Source organism: Marinicauda algicola (assembly GCF_017161425.1).
GTDB classification, from domain to species: domain Bacteria; phylum Pseudomonadota; class Alphaproteobacteria; order Caulobacterales; family Maricaulaceae; genus Marinicauda; species Marinicauda algicola.
This window is the reverse complement of sequence record NZ_CP071057.1, coordinates 314,456-331,772: the sequence shown is the minus strand read 5'-3', so window position 1 is coordinate 331,772 and position 17,317 is coordinate 314,456. Positions and strand designations below refer to the sequence as shown.

15 protein-coding genes are annotated in these 17,317 nt (G+C 69.7%); 7 read left to right on the top strand and 8 right to left on the bottom strand.

Going from position 1 to position 17,317, the window contains the following annotated elements; genetic code table 11:
• Positions 1-113: 113 nt before the first annotated feature.
• Positions 114-2,228, bottom strand: coding sequence for a TonB-dependent receptor (locus JW792_RS01645; protein ID WP_135994393.1), 2,115 nt, complete (start codon positions 2,226-2,228; stop codon positions 114-116).
• Between the two features lie 161 nt (positions 2,229-2,389).
• On the opposite strand from JW792_RS01645, the gene JW792_RS01640 reads away from it, so the two are divergent.
• Together JW792_RS01640 and JW792_RS01635 are read left to right on the top strand one after the other, a co-directional pair.
• The gene (locus tag JW792_RS01640) at positions 2,390-2,818 is read left to right on the top strand and encodes a helix-turn-helix domain-containing protein (protein ID WP_135994394.1); all 429 of its coding nucleotides are present in this window, start codon (positions 2,390-2,392) and stop codon (positions 2,816-2,818) included.
• A gap of 16 nt (positions 2,819-2,834) precedes the next feature.
• The gene (locus JW792_RS01635) at positions 2,835-3,758 is read left to right on the top strand and encodes a thioesterase family protein (RefSeq protein ID WP_135994395.1); all 924 of its coding nucleotides are present in this window, start codon (positions 2,835-2,837) and stop codon (positions 3,756-3,758) included.
• A gap of 4 nt (positions 3,759-3,762) precedes the next feature.
• Here the strand turns inward: JW792_RS01635 and JW792_RS01630 are convergent, their stop codons facing one another.
• Both JW792_RS01630 and JW792_RS01625 read right to left on the bottom strand, forming a co-directional pair.
• Positions 3,763-4,563: a tetratricopeptide repeat protein gene (locus JW792_RS01630; protein ID WP_135994396.1), complete on the bottom strand. Its 801-nt coding sequence runs from the start codon at positions 4,561-4,563 to the stop codon at positions 3,763-3,765.
• Between the two features lie 27 nt (positions 4,564-4,590).
• On the bottom strand, positions 4,591-5,454 hold the full coding sequence (locus JW792_RS01625) for a hypothetical protein (RefSeq protein ID WP_135994397.1): 864 nt from the start codon (positions 5,452-5,454) through the stop codon (positions 4,591-4,593).
• Positions 5,455-5,589: 135 nt separating this feature from the next.
• Between JW792_RS01625 and JW792_RS01620 the strand changes: the two genes are divergently transcribed.
• A complete protein-coding gene (locus tag JW792_RS01620; RefSeq protein WP_135994398.1) occupies positions 5,590-6,765 on the top strand; it encodes an FAD-dependent oxidoreductase in 1,176 nt (391 codons plus the stop codon).
• A 4-nt stretch (positions 6,766-6,769) separates the two neighbouring features.
• On the opposite strand, the gene JW792_RS01615 is transcribed toward JW792_RS01620, so the two are convergent.
• The 3 genes from JW792_RS01615 to JW792_RS01605 all read right to left on the bottom strand — a co-directional run bounded on the left by JW792_RS01615 (position 6,770) and on the right by JW792_RS01605 (position 9,601).
• Positions 6,770-7,684, bottom strand: coding sequence for a LysR family transcriptional regulator (locus tag JW792_RS01615; RefSeq protein WP_135994399.1), 915 nt, complete (start codon positions 7,682-7,684; stop codon positions 6,770-6,772).
• Between the two features lie 96 nt (positions 7,685-7,780).
• Positions 7,781-8,737: an oxidoreductase gene (locus JW792_RS01610; RefSeq protein ID WP_135994400.1), complete on the bottom strand. Its 957-nt coding sequence runs from the start codon at positions 8,735-8,737 to the stop codon at positions 7,781-7,783.
• A 33-nt stretch (positions 8,738-8,770) separates the two neighbouring features.
• Entirely contained in the window at positions 8,771-9,601 is an 831-nt protein-coding gene (locus tag JW792_RS01605) for a methyltransferase domain-containing protein (RefSeq protein WP_135994401.1), read from the bottom strand.
• A gap of 250 nt (positions 9,602-9,851) precedes the next feature.
• On the opposite strand from JW792_RS01605, the gene JW792_RS01600 reads away from it, so the two are divergent.
• A complete protein-coding gene (locus JW792_RS01600) occupies positions 9,852-10,367 on the top strand; it encodes a fasciclin domain-containing protein (RefSeq protein WP_135994402.1) in 516 nt (171 codons plus the stop codon).
• Between the two features lie 107 nt (positions 10,368-10,474).
• Here JW792_RS01600 and rimK read toward each other — a convergent pair whose 3' ends face one another.
• Positions 10,475-11,938 carry a 30S ribosomal protein S6--L-glutamate ligase gene (gene rimK, locus JW792_RS01595; RefSeq protein WP_135994403.1) on the bottom strand — a complete coding sequence of 488 codons (1,464 nt, stop codon included), beginning with the start codon at positions 11,936-11,938 and terminating at the stop codon, positions 10,475-10,477.
• 211 nt (positions 11,939-12,149) lie between these two features.
• On the opposite strand from rimK, the gene JW792_RS01590 reads away from it, so the two are divergent.
• From JW792_RS01590 to JW792_RS01580, 3 genes are all read left to right on the top strand, one after another.
• A complete protein-coding gene (locus tag JW792_RS01590; RefSeq protein WP_135994404.1) occupies positions 12,150-12,980 on the top strand; it encodes a pirin family protein in 831 nt (276 codons plus the stop codon).
• 80 nt (positions 12,981-13,060) lie between these two features.
• Positions 13,061-14,089, top strand: coding sequence for a glutathione S-transferase family protein (locus JW792_RS01585; protein WP_135994405.1), 1,029 nt, complete (start codon positions 13,061-13,063; stop codon positions 14,087-14,089).
• 221 nt (positions 14,090-14,310) lie between these two features.
• Positions 14,311-14,625, top strand: a complete 315-nt coding sequence (locus JW792_RS01580; protein WP_135994406.1) for a hypothetical protein — start codon at positions 14,311-14,313, stop codon at positions 14,623-14,625.
• 15 nt (positions 14,626-14,640) lie between these two features.
• On the opposite strand, the gene metH is transcribed toward JW792_RS01580, so the two are convergent.
• Entirely contained in the window at positions 14,641-17,316 is a 2,676-nt protein-coding gene (gene metH / locus JW792_RS01575; RefSeq protein ID WP_135994407.1) for a methionine synthase, read from the bottom strand.
• Between the last annotated feature and the right edge of the window lies 1 nt (position 17,317).

The window sequence follows — 17,317 nt, the reverse complement described above, 5'->3', positions numbered from 1 at the left end:
GGGATGTCCCTTTCCCGTAATTTCGATGAGGCCTTTGTGCGCCCGTTCGAAAGGGGAAGGGAGTGCGCATCCTGCCGCGCGGCGGGCTGCCGCGCGGCAGGAGGTCGCAGGGATCAGAACCGTGCGCTGATCGCGGCGCGTACGGAACGGCCGGGCAACGGCACCTGGTCCTTAAGGAAGGAGGTGTGCAGCCGCGCTTCCTCGTCGGTGATGTTGCGCACCCCGACCAAGATGGCGATGTCCTTGTCGGCGAACGGGGTGATGCGCGCATCGGCGTTGAACAGCGCGAAGCTGTCGGTCGGCATCTCGAAGCTGGTGATCTCGTCCTGCTCGGCGACGAAACGGCCCTCGGCGCGCAGGGAGACATTTCCGCGATCGGCGATCAGGGCCAGCGTGCCGGAGAGCGGCGGGATGCGCGGCAGGTTGCCGCCATCGTCGAGCTCGCCGCGCACATAGTCCGCGCTCGCCTCGGCGCTGAAATCGAAGCCGCCCGCCTCGCCCAGCCGGGCATCGGCCTTGGCTTCGAACCCGTAGAGCGTCGCATCCTCCTGGCGGTATTCGAACACGTCCAGCCCGTCTTCCTCCTCCCCGGTCGGGAACAGGCCGATGAAGCCGTCATAGGCGGCATAGAAGCCGGTCGCCTCGAAGCCGAACCGGTCCATGTCGCGGCGCACCGTCGCCTCGCCCGACCAGGCCGTTTCCGTGCCGAGGTCGAGATTGCCGACCTCGAAGGCGCGCGTGGCGATGTGCGGTCCGTTCGCGAAGACTTCCGCATCGGTCGGCGCGCGCTCGGTGCGCGACAGGGTGAAGCCGGTGAACCAGCCCTCGCCCGGACGGGCGAAGAGAGACAGCGAGCCGGACAGGGTGTCGAAATCGCGCTCGGCGCGCAGGCCGTCGAGATTGCGCGTGTCCCAGCGCAGGCCGCCCTCGACGCCCCAGGCGTCGAAGTCCCAGCGCTCGGTGACGAACAGGCCCCAGTCCTGGGTCACGGTCGGTTCCAGATAGGCTTCCGCACCGACCGCGGCGAAGTCCTGGGCGAGCAGCTGCAGGCCGATCGCACCCTGACGCGGGCCGCCGTGCTGGTGGCGCACTTCGACGCGGCCCTCGATGCCTTCCTTGTCGAAGATCGTGCCGACCTCGTCTCCCTCGAACTCGGTGTGGACGTAGTCGGCATGGGCGAAGGACCAGCGGATGCGGTTAAAGAAGGCGTCGCGATTGAATTCGCCGCGAAGATCGACGCGGGTCTGCTCGAGACCGAGCGTCACGATCTCCTCCTCCTCGCCGTGCTCGTCCTCGTGCGCGTCCGCCGGAGAGATGAGGCCGTGGGCATGCCCCTCCTCGTGCTCCTCCTCATGTGCGTGAGCGTGGCCGGGAAGACCGTAATCGGCGTCGGTTTCCTTCACCCCGATCCCGACATAGCCCCAGTCGCCGACGACCGAGCCGGCGAGCGAAACGGTCTCGAAGGTGTAGCCGGAATTGGAGACGCTGCCGAAGTCGAGTTCCTCCTCCTCGTGCTCGTCCTCGTGCTCGTCCTCGTGGCCATGCTCCTCCTCGTGCTCCAGCTCGCGCAGGCGCTCGGATTCGGCGAAGCCCGGGATCTCGAAATCGTCGGCCTCGCGGCGCTGCCAGTCGGCCTGCAGCACGAGCTGGCCGATCGCGGCGGTGCCGCGCGCGGCGAACTGGCTGCCCTCGTCCACGCTGGTCGTGCCGGCGTAGAGGAAACCGTCGAAGCCGTCCTCGGGCAACGCGGTGGGGATGCGCGCATCGATCACGTTCACCACGCCCCCGATCGCGCCGCCGCCATAGGCGATGGCGGCCGGGCCGCGCAGCACCTCGACCTGCTGCGCGCCGATGACCTCGGCGGTGACGGCATGGTCGGGACTGGCCGTGGAGGCATCGAGACCGCCGAGACCGTTGATCAGCACGCGAACCCGGTCCGCGCCGAGACCGCGCACGATCGGCCGGCCCGAGGCCGGGCCGTAATAGGTCGAGGTCACGCCCGGAAGGCTCTCCAGCGTATCGGCGAGATTGCCGTTGAGATCGCGGATCAGAGCCTCGCTCCCGATCACGTCGACCGAGCCGACCACTTCGTCGGCGCGAGTCTCCAGCGGGGTGGACGTGACGGTGATCACGTCGACCGGCTCCTCCGACTGCGCATGCGCGCCAGCACTCGCGAGAACGGTCGCGCTCGCGGCGAGCATGAGGTGGCGGGATAGGGTGCGGGACATGGTGTTCTCTCCTGACCGGATCTGCCTTACGGCCTGGTAATGTTATAATGTAGCCGTTACAAGATTACGCCTAACCGAGAGCGAGGCGGTTGACAAGGCCTCCGTCCACAGCGCCTCGGGGCTCGCGCTCGCGCGCGGATCGGATTAAATCTCGACTCGACATGACACTCGCCCAGTCCACATCCAAGGCCCTCGCCCAGGCCGAGAAGCTCTGCAGCCGCAAGGGCCTTTCGCTGACGCCCATGCGCCGGCGCGTGCTCGAGCTGCTGCTCGATGCGGGCGGGCCGGTGAAGGCCTACGACCTGCTGTCCAGCCTGAAGCCCGGCGGCGGCGCGCAGCCGCCGACGGTGTATCGCGCGCTGGACTTCCTCACCGCCGCCGGCCTCGCCCACAAGGTCGAGGCACTCAACGCCTACATGGCGTGCGTGCACGGGGAGGAAAGCGGCGGGGCGGAACTGTTCATCTGCGAGGGCTGCGGCACCGTCGAGGAACGCCATGTCGACGAGGGCCCGGGCGAGGTGCCTGCAGGCTTTCATGTCGACCGCTCGGTGATCGAGCATTACGGGCGCTGCGCGGCCTGCGCGCGCTGACAACGCGGGGGCGGACATGCACGAGCTGTGGCGCGGCAACGCGAACGCCTGGGAGTGCGACGAACTCGGCCATCTCAACGTGCGATACTATGTCGACAAGGCGATGCAGGCCGTGGGCACGCTGTCGGACATGATCGGCATGCGCGGCGCCTTCGGGGCGGAGGCGACGGCCACCCTGATCGTACGCGATCTGCACGTCCGCTTCTTCGCCGAGGCCCGGCCGGGCGCGCCGCTGGTGATCGAGGGCGGGGTCGGCGAGATCTCCGATACCGGCCTCACCGCCGTGCTGATGATGCGCCACGTCGCGCAGGGCCGGCTGGCGGCGAGCTTCACCATGACCCTCGACCACGCCGACCCGAGAAACGCGCGCCCCTTCGCCTGGACGCAGCGGGCGAGGAGCGCGATGGACGTGCTCACGGTCGCCGTTCCGGACGAGGCCGGTCCGCGCGGCATCGAGCGCGTCGAGCCGGCGCGCGAGGTGTCCCTCGCGCGCGCCGACGCGCTGGGCCTCGCCGCCCCCGGACGCGGCCGGTTCGGCCCGCAGGACGGGGACATATTCGGCCGGATGAGGCCCGAATGCGCCATCGCGAAGATCTCCGACAGCGTGATCCATTTCCGCGACGGCTTTCCCGAGCAGTGGGCCAACCACGCCTCCGGCGAACCCCTGCGCCATGCCAGTGCGCTGCTCGAGCTGCGCATCGTCTACCGCACCTATCCCCGGCCCGGGGACGGCTTCGTCGTGCGCTCCGGCGTAACGGCGGCGGGCGAGAAGGTGCGCAGCCTCGTCCACTGGGTGCTCGATCCGGCCACAGGCCGACCCTGGTGGAGCGCGCAGGGGATCGGCTGCACGATGGACCTCGACGCCCGCAAGCTCGTCCCTGCGGGCGCTGAGACGCTGAAGCGGCTGCAGGCTGCGGCAATCCCCGGCCTGACGATCTGAGACTCTAGCCCTCTTCCAGGCGCCGCGCTGCGGCGCGGGCCTGCAGGGCCTCCCCGTCGGTGCGCGCATTGCGCGCCGCTTCGAGGAACAGCTCGCGCGCCACCGAGGTCTCCCCGCGCTGCGTGCGCAGGCGGGCAAGGCCCATGGCGGCCTGGTAATGGCCGGGCTCGAAGGCGAGCACGCGCTCGTAGAGGCCGATCGCCTGGTCAGTGAGGCCCTCCGCGGCGAGGCAGGCGGCGTGCCCGCTCAGCGCGTCGAGATCCCACGGGCTCGCCGCGATCTGCGCCTGCGTCGCGGCGCAGGGACCGGCCACCGTCTCGTCGTCGCGGACGGCGTCCGCGGCGGAGGGCGAAGCGGCCGGGGCAGGCTCGACCGGGCTGTCCCCGGGCGCGCGCAGTTCGCGCGGTGCCCGCTGCGCGGGCGGCGTCGGCTCGGACGCGGCTGCGGCGCGTTCGGCCTCGGCGAGATGGATCAGCACGCCGCCCTCGCGCAGCTGCGCATCCGCGCCTGCGATGGCCCCGCTCAACGTCAGCCGCACCGTATCGGCGTCCACCGGGGCGAGGACGATCCGCTCGAGCGCGGCAGGCAGCGCGACCTCGATCACGCGGGCGGGACTGGCGACGCCGTCGATCTCGAAGATGCCGGGCGCCTCGCCGGCCGCGCGCACCGCGCGGGGCTGGGTATCGAAGGCGAGCCAGAGAGCCGGCCCGCCCTCGGCCGGTCCGAGCCGGGCATCGACAAGCTCCGCCGAGGCCGGTCCGCCAAGGCCGGCAACCAGGGTGGCGAGCAGAAGGGGTCGCAGCATGGGCACTGACTTCACGAGGCTCGAGGATCAGCCGAGGGGGCCGGGCGGACCGGAGAACCCGACCGCCATGCACACATCATAGCCGAGCGCGCCGAGAAGCTCACCCTGGCGATCGCGCACGCGTGCATAGAGCATGCAGTCATCGCCCGCATCGGGCCACTGGCCGGGCAGATAGACCGGATCGCCTTCGGAATCGAGTTCGGGCGCCTCCCCGGGCACCGGGCGCCAGCTCACCGCGCCGTACTCCACCCGGCAGTCGAACCGGCCCGATCCGGGAAACTCGTAACGCACCAGATGCGCACTCCCCTCGCGCCGCGCATGGACGACGCGCCGGCTGCCGCTACCGGCAAAGGCCATCAGCGTCGAGCTGCGCACCCCGTCCTGGCACGCCTCGATCGCGGGCAGGTGATCGGCGATGCGGTTGCTCCAGCGGGTGTAGGAGCCGGTCTCGCCAGCGCACCCGGTATAGGAGATCCGCCCGGCGTGCAGCTGCGCGAAATAGCCGTAGCTCCGTCCCCCGGCCTCGCAGGGGCCGGGTTCGAGCACGACGTCGAGCGCAAGTCCCTCGTCGCTCTCGCCCTCTAACGCGTGTACCCCGTCGGCGAGCCAGGGCTCGGCGAAGCGCAGCTCCCCGCGCAGCGGATCGGCCCCGGCCACAAGGTGGACTACCGCGACACGCGCCTCGCCGCCGGTCTCGACGAACACGAGTTCGGTTTCGAATCTCTCCCCGACGAGCCGGTAACCCGCCCGCTCCGGGCGCGAAGGTGCCGTGCCCGCGGATGAGGCGCTGAAGCCGGCCTGCAGCGCCGTGTCGGATGGGAATTCCGCCATCGTGCAGGCGGCAAGCGCAAGCGTGCCGGCCGCGGCGCCCAAGGCCATCGAAATGCGCATAGGTCCTGTCCTCCTGCCGCGCCGAGTTTGCCCGAAACCTCCGCCGGGCGGAAGCGCCCCGGCCGAACGGTTTTCCCGTTCCGCTCCGGGGCGAAGCGTTCTAGGCATGCACCGGGGAAGGTCGGAAGCGGAAACATGCGCATCGCGGTGATCGGCAGCGGCATGGCGGGGCTCGCGAGCGCGGCCCATCTGGCGCGTGCCGGGCACGAGGTGGCGATCTTCGAACGGTTCGAGACGCCGCGCCCGCTGGGAGCCGGCCTGCTGCTCCAGCCCTCCGGACTGGCCGCGCTCGGCACGCTGGGTCTGCGCGGGGAGGCCGAGCGGCGCGGGGCGGCCATATCGCGCCTGATCGGGCGCACGCCGCAGGGCCGCACGGTGCTCGACCTGCGCTATAGCGACGGGCGGCCCGGCGATACCGGCATCGGCATTCACCGGGCGAGCCTTTTCGACCTGTTGCACACCGCCGCGCGCGAGGCGGGCGCAGTCTTCCGGGCGGGAACCGAGGTGACGGGATTTTCCAGCTTCCAACGCCCGCGCCTGCTCACCCCGGCGGGCGAAAGCGAGCCCTTCGATCTCGCCCTGGTCTGCGACGGCGCGGGATCGGGCCTGCGCGAACAGGTGTGTCCCGGGGCGCGCGCGCCGCTCTATCCCTGGGGAGCGCTCTGGCGCATCGCGCCGGAGCCGGAGGGGCGGCGCGACGGCGAGCTGGAACAGGTCTATCAGGGCTGCCGCATCATGATCGGCCTGCTGCCCGTGGGCGACAATCCGGCAGATCCGGAAGGCCGGCCGGGCGTGAGCTTCTTCTGGTCGATCCGCCATGACGGGCTGGAGGCCTGGCGCGCGGCCGGGCTCGAGGCGTTCCGCACCGAACTCGCCCGGCTGTGGGACAAGGCGGCGGCGGTCAATGGCGATGTCTCCGGGCCGGACGACTTCGCCCACGCCGTCTATCGCGACGTGCGCTGTCAGCGCTGGCGAAACGGTAACGTGCTGCTGATGGGCGATGCCGCGCACGCCATGAGCCCGCAGCTCGGCCAGGGCGCCAATCTCGCCCTGTGCGACGCCGCGGCGCTGGCCGACGCCCTCGCCGACCATGCCCCGCTGAAGCACGCCCTGCCCCGCTGGGAGCGGGCGCGCCGGCCCGCGACGCGCTATTATACCTGGATGAGCTGGGCGCTGACGCCGGTCTTCCAGTCGTCTTCGAAAATGCTCGGCTGGGCGCGCGACCTCGCCATGGGGATCGGCTGCCGCCTGCCGCTGATCCGGGGATGGATGGCCTGGACGCTCGCCGGCAGGGGGCGCACGCCCTTCTAGCCGTTCAGCACGTGCCCGGGCCCTGCGGGCAGAGCCCGCCCTTGAACCAGTCGGCCAGGAAATCGACGAACAGGCGCACCCGGTGGGCGAGATAGCGATTGCTCGGAAAGACCGCCCAGAGATCGCGGTGATCTGGCTCCCAGCCGTCGAGCAGCTTGACCACCCGGCCCTCGGCGAGGGCCTGCTCGGCCGCCCATTCCGGCGGGCAGGCGATACCCGCTCCGGCGCAGGCGGCGTTCACCGCGGCACGCGCGCCGTTCAGGATCAGCCGGCCGTCGACCCGCGCCTCCACGACTTCGCTCCCCCGCACGAAGCGCCACTGGTTCGGCGCCGGCTTGTTGCGGTCGATGATGCAGGCATGGCGCGACAGCTCGGCCGGGTGGGAGGGGGTCCCCCTGCGCTCGAGATAGGACGGCGCGGCGATCGCGGCGAGCGGCGCGGGCGCGAGCCGGCGCGCGATCAGCGAGCTGTCCTCCAGATGGCCGATGCGCACGGCGAGATCATAGCCCTCGTCGACGAGGTCGACCATGCGGTCGGAGAACTCCAGGCGCACCTCCACCTCCGGCCAGCGCTCCATGAAGGCGGTGACGACCGCGATCAGGCGCGAGGTGCCGAAATCGACCGGCGCCGAAACGCGCAGCGTGCCAGCCGCCTTCGCGCTCTCGGCGACGAGCCCGTGCTCGATCGCCTCGTACTCGGTGAGCCAGGGGCGCACCCGGTCGAGCAGGGCCTCGCCGGCATCGGTCAGGCGCACCGAGCGGGTCGTGCGCTCCAGCAGGCGCACCTGCAGGCGCTCTTCCAGCGCGGAAATCTGCTTCGAGGCGGCACCGGGCGTCATGCCCATGCGCTCGGCAGCGCGGGTGAAGCTTTCGAGCTCCGCCACGGCAGTGAACAGCTTCAGGGCGTCGATGCGATCCATGTCGTTTCCGATGTGGAAATAAAGCGGGCCGAAATGCTGGTATTATCGCAAGGTGCCCTCTGCGTCATCTCGAAATGCACGCGCGAGGCGATTTTTTCAGACCCGCAGGCCCGTCAGCCGCTCCGACAGCACCCACAGCGCCTCGGCGCGGTCCGGATCGACCGCCCAGGCACGCACGCCGGACTGGGTGCGCCCCTCTTCCTCCACCGCGACATTGCAGTCTTCCAGATAGGCCCCGGAGCGGTCCTCGAGCAGGGGCGAGACCGCCGCCCACACGCTCGTCGCGGCGCCCTGCTCCGGCGTCTTGAAGCGGTCCGGGACGCGGCCCTGCTCGTCGATCCAGCCCATGGCGCGCATCTCCTCGGCCGCGAGATCGCGCTGGAGATCGGTCATGATGCCGCCGGGATGGACCGAGTAAGCCCTTATGCCGTCGCCGGAAAACCGCTGCGCCACCGCGACGGCGAACTGCGCGTTGGCGCTCTTCGACTGGCCGTAGGCGACCCACTTGTCGTAGGCGCGGTGGTGGAACATCGGATCCTCGCGGTCGACATCGGTGATGAGGTGACCGAGCGAGGACAGCGCCACGACGCGCGCGCCGTCCGCCCTGCGCAGCAAGGGCAGAAGCCCGGCGAACAGGGTGAAGTGGCCGAGATGGTTGGTCGCGAACTGCAGCTCCCACCCCTCGGCGGTCCGCTGCAGCGGGCAGGCCATGATCCCGGCATTGCTGATCAGCAGATGGAGTCTGTCGAACCGCCCGGCGAGGCTATCGGCACACGCCCTGACGCTATTCTGGTCGCCGAGGTCGAGATCGGCGATCTCGATGCGCCCCTCGACCTGCGCGAGGGCGCGCCCGGCCTTCTCCCGGTCGCGGGCGGGCACGATCACCTCGGCCCCGGCGGCGGCGAGCGCCCGGGTGGTTTCCAGCCCGATCCCCGAATAGCCGCCGGTGACGAGCGCGCGCTTGCCGGAGAGGTCATGCCCCCGGACGACCCCCATCGCTGTGGAGCGCGCGCCGAACGGGCTGTCGACCGGAGTCTGGAGGGCGAGCGGCATGGAAGACTCCTGTCGAGAAGGGACGATCATAGCTCAGCATTTGCGGGCGATGATTTCCAGCACCATCGGAGTGGTGAGCCAGGAGTGCTCCGCCGCGTCGACGCGCCCGAGCCAGGCATGGAAGTCGCGGGCCTGCTGCGCCGTCAGGAAGCCGAGTTCGGCCATGCGGTCGGGAGCCTGGCGGATCCAGGTCAGGGGCCAGGTGTAGAAGGGTTCGCCGCGCTGCGCCGCGAACACCAGGGGCGTCATCTGGGCGACCTCGCACCCCGCGTCCACGAGAGCGCCCGGCAGGCGGCGCGCGACATTGGCGTCCCCGCCCCCGGCCTTCCAGCTCGCCTCGACCGCATCGAGGAAGCGGTCGAGGACCGGCTCGTGCGGCTCGACGCGGAAGGTGCGGTAGCAGCCGTATTCCTGCAGCACGATGGCACCGCCGGGCTTGAGCGCCCTCACCATGCGCGCGAGCGCGGCCTCGGGCTCGGGCACGAAGGAGAGCACCCAGCGCACAAAGATCATGTCGAGGCTTTCCGGCGCCAGGTCGAGGTGGGCGAGATCGCTCTCGACCGTCTCGACGTTCGACAGCCCCTGCCCCGCGGCGCGCTCGCGCAGAACCTTCAGGAAGGTGCGCGACTGGTCGACGCCGATCACGCGTCCCTGCGGCCCGACCGCCGCGGCGAGATCGAGGGCGGCATAGCCCGGCCCGCAGCCGATATCGGCGACCGCCATGGCGGGCTTCAGCCCCGCCCGCGACCAGGCCTTCAGCGCCGTCTCGCGCCAGACGGCATGCTGGGTGCCGAGCCGGGCGATCTCGGCCTCGTTCACCCCGATCACGTAGTCGCGGTCGGCCGCGTCCTCTTCTCCTGACATCGAGAACCTCTTTTGTCTTCAAGCCTGGCGAAGGCGTAGCGCCGCCGGCGCGCGCTTGCCACCCGGTATTTGCCGTGCGTGCCGGAAGGCGCGGGAGGCGCCCCGCCGCGGGCCGCGCGCGGCATAAACTTATGACGGGCAGATCCGGCGGGGGTCCGGCACTCGTATGAGAGTTCGTCCGGCAAGAGGCCGGGCAGCTGCCGGATGCTCCGGCAGCCTCCCCACCAGACCTCCCAAGGAGGAGAACCCCATGCGATTCACCGCCCTGCTTTCCACCGCCGCGATCGCCCTGACCGCGGCGCCCGCCCTCGCCGACCACCACGCCTCCGGCGACCATCACCAGATGCAGGCCGACATCGTGGACACCGCCATCCAGGCCGACGGCTTCGACACGCTCGTCGCCGCGCTGCAGGCCGCCGAACTCGTCGAGGCGCTGAAGGGCGAAGGCCCGTTCACCGTCTTCGCGCCGAACGATCCGGCCTTCGCCGCCCTGCCCGAGGGCACGCTCGACACGCTCCTGCAGCCGGAGAACAAGGACCAGCTCGTCTCGGTGCTGACCTATCACGTGGTGCCGGGCGAATACACGGCCGCCGGGACCGAGCCGGGCACGTATGAGCTCGAAACCCTGCAGGGCGACACCGTGAACGTCGTCGTGAACGCCGACGGCTCGGTCACGGTCGACGGCGCCAGTGTCGTCGCCGCCGACGTCGACGCCAGCAACGGCGTGATCCACGTCATCGATACGGTGATCCTGCCGGGCGAATAAGCCCGGTCACGAGCCGGTGCGGCGCGCGGGGCCCTCATGTCTCCCGACGGGCGCGCGCCGCATGCGGGGAGCCCGCGGCCGGACCCTCAACCGGCCGCGGGCTTTTTTCATTCCGCCGCGTCGCGCCCGGCTTCGCCCGCCGGCCCGGCGCCGGCCTCGGCCCGGGCGGCCTGGGCCTTCCTGGACCTGGCGCGCCGGCGCGGCGGTCCGGTCATGGTGCGCACATGGGCCTCGATGTGGTCGATGAGCAGGCCGGCGACGTCCTTGCCGGACGTCTTCTCGATGCCTTCAAGGCCCGGCGAGGAATTGACCTCGAGCACCTTCGGCCCGGTGTCGGAGCGCAGGAGATCGACGCCCGCGACCGCCAGGCCCATCGCCTTGGCCGCCCTGAGGGCGGTCGCGCGCTCCTCCTTCGTGAGCTTGACCCGCATCGCCTCCCCGCCGCGGTGCAGGTTGGAGCGGAACTCGCCGGCCTGGGCCTTGCGCTTCATCGCCGCGACGACCTTGCCGCCCACGACGAGGGCGCGAATGTCCTCCCCGGCCGCCTCCTTGACGAATTCCTGGACGATGAAGTTGGCCTCCAGCCCGCGGAAGGCGTCGATCACGCTCTCGGCCGCCTTGGCGGTCTCGGCAAGCACGACGCCCTTGCCTTGCGTGCTTTCCAGCAGCTTCACCACCAGCGGCGCGCCGCCGACGTGGGAGATGAGGTTCTTGGTGTCCTTCGGGGAGTGGGCGAAGGCCGTGGTGGGCATGCCGATGCCGGCACGCGCGAGCACCTGGTGGGCGTAGAGCTTGTCCCGGCTCGCCCCGATCGCGGGGGCGGAATTGAGGATGTAGGCGCCGGTCATCTCGAACTGGCGCAGCACGGCCATGCCGTAATCGGTCAGCGAGGCCCCGATGCGCGGGATCACCGCGTCGTAGCGCGGCAGCTTGCGCCCGTCATAGAACACCGCCGGCGAGAGCGCGTTGATCGCCATGGTGCAGCGCGCGGTATTGATCATCTCCGCGACGTGGCCCTTGGCCTCGGCGGCCTCCTTCAGGCGCTGGGAGGAGTAGTTCTTCGGTTCGCGCGTCAGGATGGCGATGCGCAGCGGGCGCTTGACCGGCTTGCGCCTGGGGAAGTCCTTGTAGAGCTCGTAGCCGAGCTCGCCCTGCGCGCAGGAGGTGGTGGGGCTGACCACCATGTCGTCGAGAATCGCCGCGCGGCCGAGCAGCATGCGGTACTGCATGGTCTCCCGGTTGGTGAGCGTCACCTCGATCGGCCATTCGCGCTCGCCGATCTTCACGCGCGCCTCGATCACCCAGCGCAGCTCGGTCTCCCCGTTCGAGCTCGTCACCTCGCGCCGGTCGACCGCCGGGGCCGCGCAGGTGACCTCGACCTCGGGCCGGTCGGGCACGGGATGCATGATGAAGCGGACCTGGGGCTTGTCGACGGGGCCGAAGGGCTCGATCGAGACCGCGTGCAGCGCCGAGGTGCGCGCGCCGGTATCCACCTTCGCCTTGATCGCGGGAAGGCCGAGGCCCGGAAAGGCCGCCCATTCCTCCCAGCCGAGTACAAAGGGTTCGCTCATGAAATCACGTCTGTCCTGGTCTGCCGCCCGCCGCGAGGCGGCCTCGCCTTAGCCCGGCGCGCGCGCCGCGTCCACCGGGACGCGTGCGGGGGGACGCGCGCGGGCGCATCCTTTCCTGGACGGAAACAGTGCCATCACGCCTTCCCCCTCGATAACCGGACCGCTTCGGCCCATGTTCCCTGACGAACAAGGCTCATCGAGGGAGGCCGACATGGCAGTCCGCAAGCTCGTCAGGATCACACGCGGCATGCCCGCCTCGGACGGGGCGGGGGTGAAGCTCACCCGCATGCTGGGAACGCCCCAGCTTCGAACGCTCGACCCGTTCCTGATGCTGGATCATTTCCACTCCGACAATCCCGGCGACTATCTCGCCGGCTTTCCGCCCCATCCCCACCGCGGCTTCGAGACGGTGACCTACATGGTCGCCGGCAGGATGCGCCACAAGGACAACAAGGGCCATGAGGGCGTGATCGAGCCGGGCGGGGTGCAGTGGATGACCGCGGCCGGGGGCATCGTCCATTCGGAGATGCCCGAGCAGGAGGACGGGCTTCTGTCCGGCTTCCAGCTCTGGATCAACCTGCCGAAGGCGGAAAAGATGAAGCCCGCCGGCTATCAGGAGTTCGACGAGGCCGAGATCCCCGCCGACGTGCGCGACGGGGTGGAGGCCAAGATCGTCACGGGCCGCACCTCCACGGGCGTGGAGGGCCCCGTCACCGGGATCACCGTCGAGCCCCTCTACGCCGAGCTGCGCATGGCCCCGAACGCGGTGTTCGAGGAGCCGGTTTCCGACGAGAAAACCGCCTTCGCGGCGGTGCATTCCGGCGATGTCGAGATCGCGGGCCAGCGCCTGGATGCCGGCATGCTCGGCGTGTTCGGCGAGGGCAGGACGGTGCGCATCACCGCCGGGGCGCACGGCGCGCGCGTCATGCTGGCCGCCGGCAAGCCGATCGGGGAACCCATCGTGTGGGCGGGCCCGTTCGTCATGACGACCGAGGGCGAGGTGCGCCAGGCGATGATGGATTACCAGCAGGGTCGGTTCTGACCTCGTCCTCTCCCTCCCCTTGAGGGGGAGGAAGGGTGGAACGACCTGACTGGTCTGACGCAATCAAAAGGGAGAACCCCATGGGCCGTCTCGTCGATGGCGTCTGGAAAGACGAATGGTACGACACCGAGAGCACGGGCGGGAAGTTCGAGCGTCCCGAGACCCGCTTCAGGAACTGGATCACGCCCGACGGCGCGCCGGGGCCGTCGGGCGAAGGCGGGTTCGAGGCCGAGCCGGGGCGCTATCACCTCTATGTCTCGCTCGCCTGCCCCTGGGCGCACCGCACGCTGATCTTCCGCCGGCTCAAGGGCCTGGAGGAGATGATCCCGCTTTCCGTCGTGCACTGGCGGATGAAGGAGAACGGGTGGGAGTTCCGCGAGGGGCCGGGCGTCATCGCCGACCCCATCCACGGCGCGGACTATCTGCACCAGGTCTATACCGCCGCCGACCCGCACTTCACCGGGCGCGTGACCGTGCCGGTGCTGTGGGACAGGAAGCGCGGGACGATCGTCTCCAACGAGAGCGCGGAGATCATCCGCATGTTCAACTCCGCCTTCGACGGCGTCGGCGCGAGGGCGGGCGACTATTACCCCGAAGCGCTGCGCCCGGAGATCGACCGCATCAACGCCCGAGTCTATTCGCATGTGAACAATGGCGTCTACAAGGCCGGCTTCGCGACGAGCCAGGAGGCATACGACGAGGCGGTGGCGGCCCTTTTCGACACGCTCGACTGGCTGGAACGGATACTGTCGGACGGGCGCCCCTTCCTGCTGGGCGAGACGCTGACCGAGGCCGACTGGCGGCTCTACACCACGCTGGTGCGCTTCGACCCGGTCTATCACGGCCATTTCAAGTGCAATGTCAGGCGCCTGATCGACTATCCCAATCTCGAGGCCTATGGCAGGCGCCTGCACGCCCATGAGGGCGTCGGCGAGCTCTTCGATCTTTTCCATGCGAATCATCACTATTACGAGAGCCACGAGAACCTGAACCCGCAGGCAATCGTGCCGAAGGGGCCCGAGGTGCACATCGCCGACGGGCGCGAGAGCACCGGCGTGACGCTGCGCCAGGCCGGGCCGCGCAAGATGCGCCCGGGCAGCGCGGTGTGAGCGGCCGTTCAGCGCCCTGCTCCCCCTTGATGGGGGCGCTGTCCCCGGGGAACCCGAGACTGAGGGGGTGGGGAAGCCGGCTGCCGGGTCTTGCCGGCCGCCTCACCCCACCCGACCCGTCAAGGGGAGGGAGCGGAAGAACCGGGAACGCCGTGCGCGCCCGGCCGGTTATTCCAGCCAAGACGCGGCCCCTCGGCCGCCGAGAGACCGGAGGCAAACCCATGACCCTGCGCCCAGCCCTGATCGTGATCTCCGCCGCGGCCCTCGCGCTCGCCGCCTGCGGCTATGCCGGCGAGGACGAGCCGCACGAGTCCGGCGCCAACCGCCTGCCCGAGGCCGAACCGCCCGTCTCCGCGCGCGAGACGACGCCGGATTCGCCCCAGGCCGGGGATACCGAGGCCGATGCGCCCGAGGGCGAACTCGTCGACCCGCCCACGACCGGGGAGGAGAGCGGCGAGGAAGAGCCGGCGGAGGGCGACCCCCATTCGGCCCACGAGCACGAAGCCGGCAGCGGGGAAACAGAACCGGGACCGTGACGCCCGCGAGCCGCCCTACTCCGCCGCCTCCGCGATCGCCTCGTCGGCGTCGGGGTCGTAGCCCAGGATCGGGGCGAGGTGGCGCTCGGCCTCCTCGACCGACCAGCCCTTGCGCCTGGCGTAGTCCTCCACCTGGTCCTTCGCGATGCGCCCGACGGCGAAATAGACGCTCTCGGGATGGGAGAAGTACATGCCCGAGACCGAGGCCGGCGGGTTCATCGCGCGGCTCTCGGTCAGCTCGATGCCGGTGCGCTTCGTGGCTTCGAGCAGTTCGAACAGCGTGTCCTTCTCGGTGTGGTCGGGCTGGGCGGGATAGCCGGGCGCCGGGCGGATGCCGTCATAGGCTTCCGAGATGAGTTCCTCGATCGTCAGGGACTCGTCCGGCGCATAGCCCCAGAGCTCCTTGCGGACCCGCTCGTGGAGATATTCGGCGAACGCCTCGGCGAAGCGGTCGGCGAGCGCCTTGAACATGATTTCCGAATAATCGTCCTTGTCGCGCCGGAAGCGCGCGATGATGTCCTCCTCGTCGGTGCCGGCGGTCACGGCGAAGCCGCCGACCCAGTCCGGCCGGGTCGCCGAGACGAAGTCGCAGATCGTGTAATAGGGCTTGTCCCCGGTCTTCTCGCTCTGCTGGCGCAGGCCGAAGAACCTGCCGATGACGTCCGCGCGCTCCTCGTCCGCGAAGATCTCGATATCGTCGCCGCTGCGCCGGGCCGGCCAGAGGCCGACCACGCCCTTCGGCTTCAGCCAGTCCTCGGCGACCATCTTCTCCAGCATCTTCTGGCCGTCCGCGAACAGCTCGCGCGCGGCGGGGCCGCGGTTGGGATCGTCGAAGATCTTGGGATACGTCCCCTTCATGTCCCAGGACATGAAGAAGGGCGTCCAGTCGATATAGGGCACGAGGTCCTGCAGGCGCACATCGTCGATCGTGGTCAGGCCCGGCCGCTTCGGCTTCGGCGGGGTGTAGTCCGCGGTGTCCGGGTCGAAGGCCTTCTCGCGCGCCTTGCCGATCGGCAGGCGCGTCTTGGCGCTCTGATTGCGCGCGCGGGTCTCGCGGATCTTCTCGAACTTCTCCTTCGTCTCGTCCCAGAACGCCTGGCGCTTGTCGGAGAGGAGTTTCGAGACGACGCCGACCGCGCGGCTCGCATCGTGGACGTGGACCACGGGCGCGTTCCTGTAGGCCGGCTCGATCTTGACCGCGGTGTGGGCCGGGCTGGTGGTGGCCCCGCCGATCAGGAGCGGCAGGTCCATGCCCTGGCGCTGCATCTCGCTGGCCACGTGGACCATCTCGTCGAGCGAGGGGGTGATGAGGCCGGACAGGCCGATCGCGTCGGCCTTCTCCTGCCTCGCGGTCTCGAGGATCTTCTCGGCCGGCACCATGACGCCGAGATCGACCACGTCGTAGCCGTTGCACTGCAGGACGACCCCGACGATGTTCTTGCCGATATCGTGCACGTCGCCCTTCACGGTCGCCATGACGATCTTGCCGGCCGGCTCGTCGGCGAGGCCCATCTCCTCGCGTTCCTTCTCCATGTAGGGGAAGAGGTGGCCGACGGCCTTCTTCATCACGCGGGCCGACTTGACGACCTGGGGCAGGAACATCTTGCCCGAGCCGAACAGGTCGCCGACGATGTTCATGCCGTCCATCAGCGGGCCCTCGATGACGTGCAGGGGCCGCTCGGACTTCTGCCGCATCTCCTCGGTGTCCTCGATGATGTGCTCGGTCAGGCCCTTGACGAGGGCGTATTTCAGCCGCTCCTCGACCGGCTTGGAGCGCCACTCGGCATCGGCCTTCTGCCTGGCGCCGCCATCGTCGCGATATTTCTCGGCCGCCTCGAGCAGGCGCTCGGTCGCGTCCGCGCGCCGGTTCAGGATGACGTCCTCGACGAGCTCCCTCAGCTCGGGATCGATGTCGTCGTAGATGTCGAGCTGGCCGGCATTGACGATGGCCATGTCCAGGCCCGCCGGGATGGCGTGATAGAGGAAGACCGAGTGCATCGCGCGGCGCACCGGCTCGTTGCCGCGGAAGGAAAACGAGATGTTGGACAGCCCGCCCGAGACGTGGCAGCCGGGCAGGTTCTCGCGGATGCGCCGGGTCGCCTCGATGAAGTCGACGGCGTAGTTGTTGTGCTCCTCGATGCCGGTCGCGACCGCGAAGATGTTCGGATCGAAGATGATGTCTTCCGGCGCGAAGCCGACCTCGTCGACCAGGATCCTGTAGGCGCGCTCGCAGATCTCGTACTTGCGGTCGGCGGTGTCGGCCTGGCCGACCTCGTCGAACGCCATGACCACGACGGCGGCGCCGTAGGACTGGCAGATGCGCGCCTGCTCGCGGAACTGGTCCTCGCCCTCCTTCATGGAGATCGAGTTGACGATGCACTTGCCCTGGATCCATTTCAGGCCGGTCTCGATCACCTCGAATTTCGAGGAATCGATCATGACCGGCACGCGCGCGATGTCCGGCTCGGTGGCGATGAGCTTGAGGAAGGTCTCCATCGCCGCCTTCGAATCCAGCAGGCCCTCGTCCATGTTGACATCGATGATCTGGGCGCCGTTCTCCACCTGCTGGCGCGCGACGTCGAGGGCGGCCTGGTAATCGCCCTCCTTGATCAGCTTTCTGAATTTCGCCGAGCCGGTGACGTTGGTGCGTTCGCCGACATTGACGAAACTTTGGGAAGCCGTTGCGGTCATT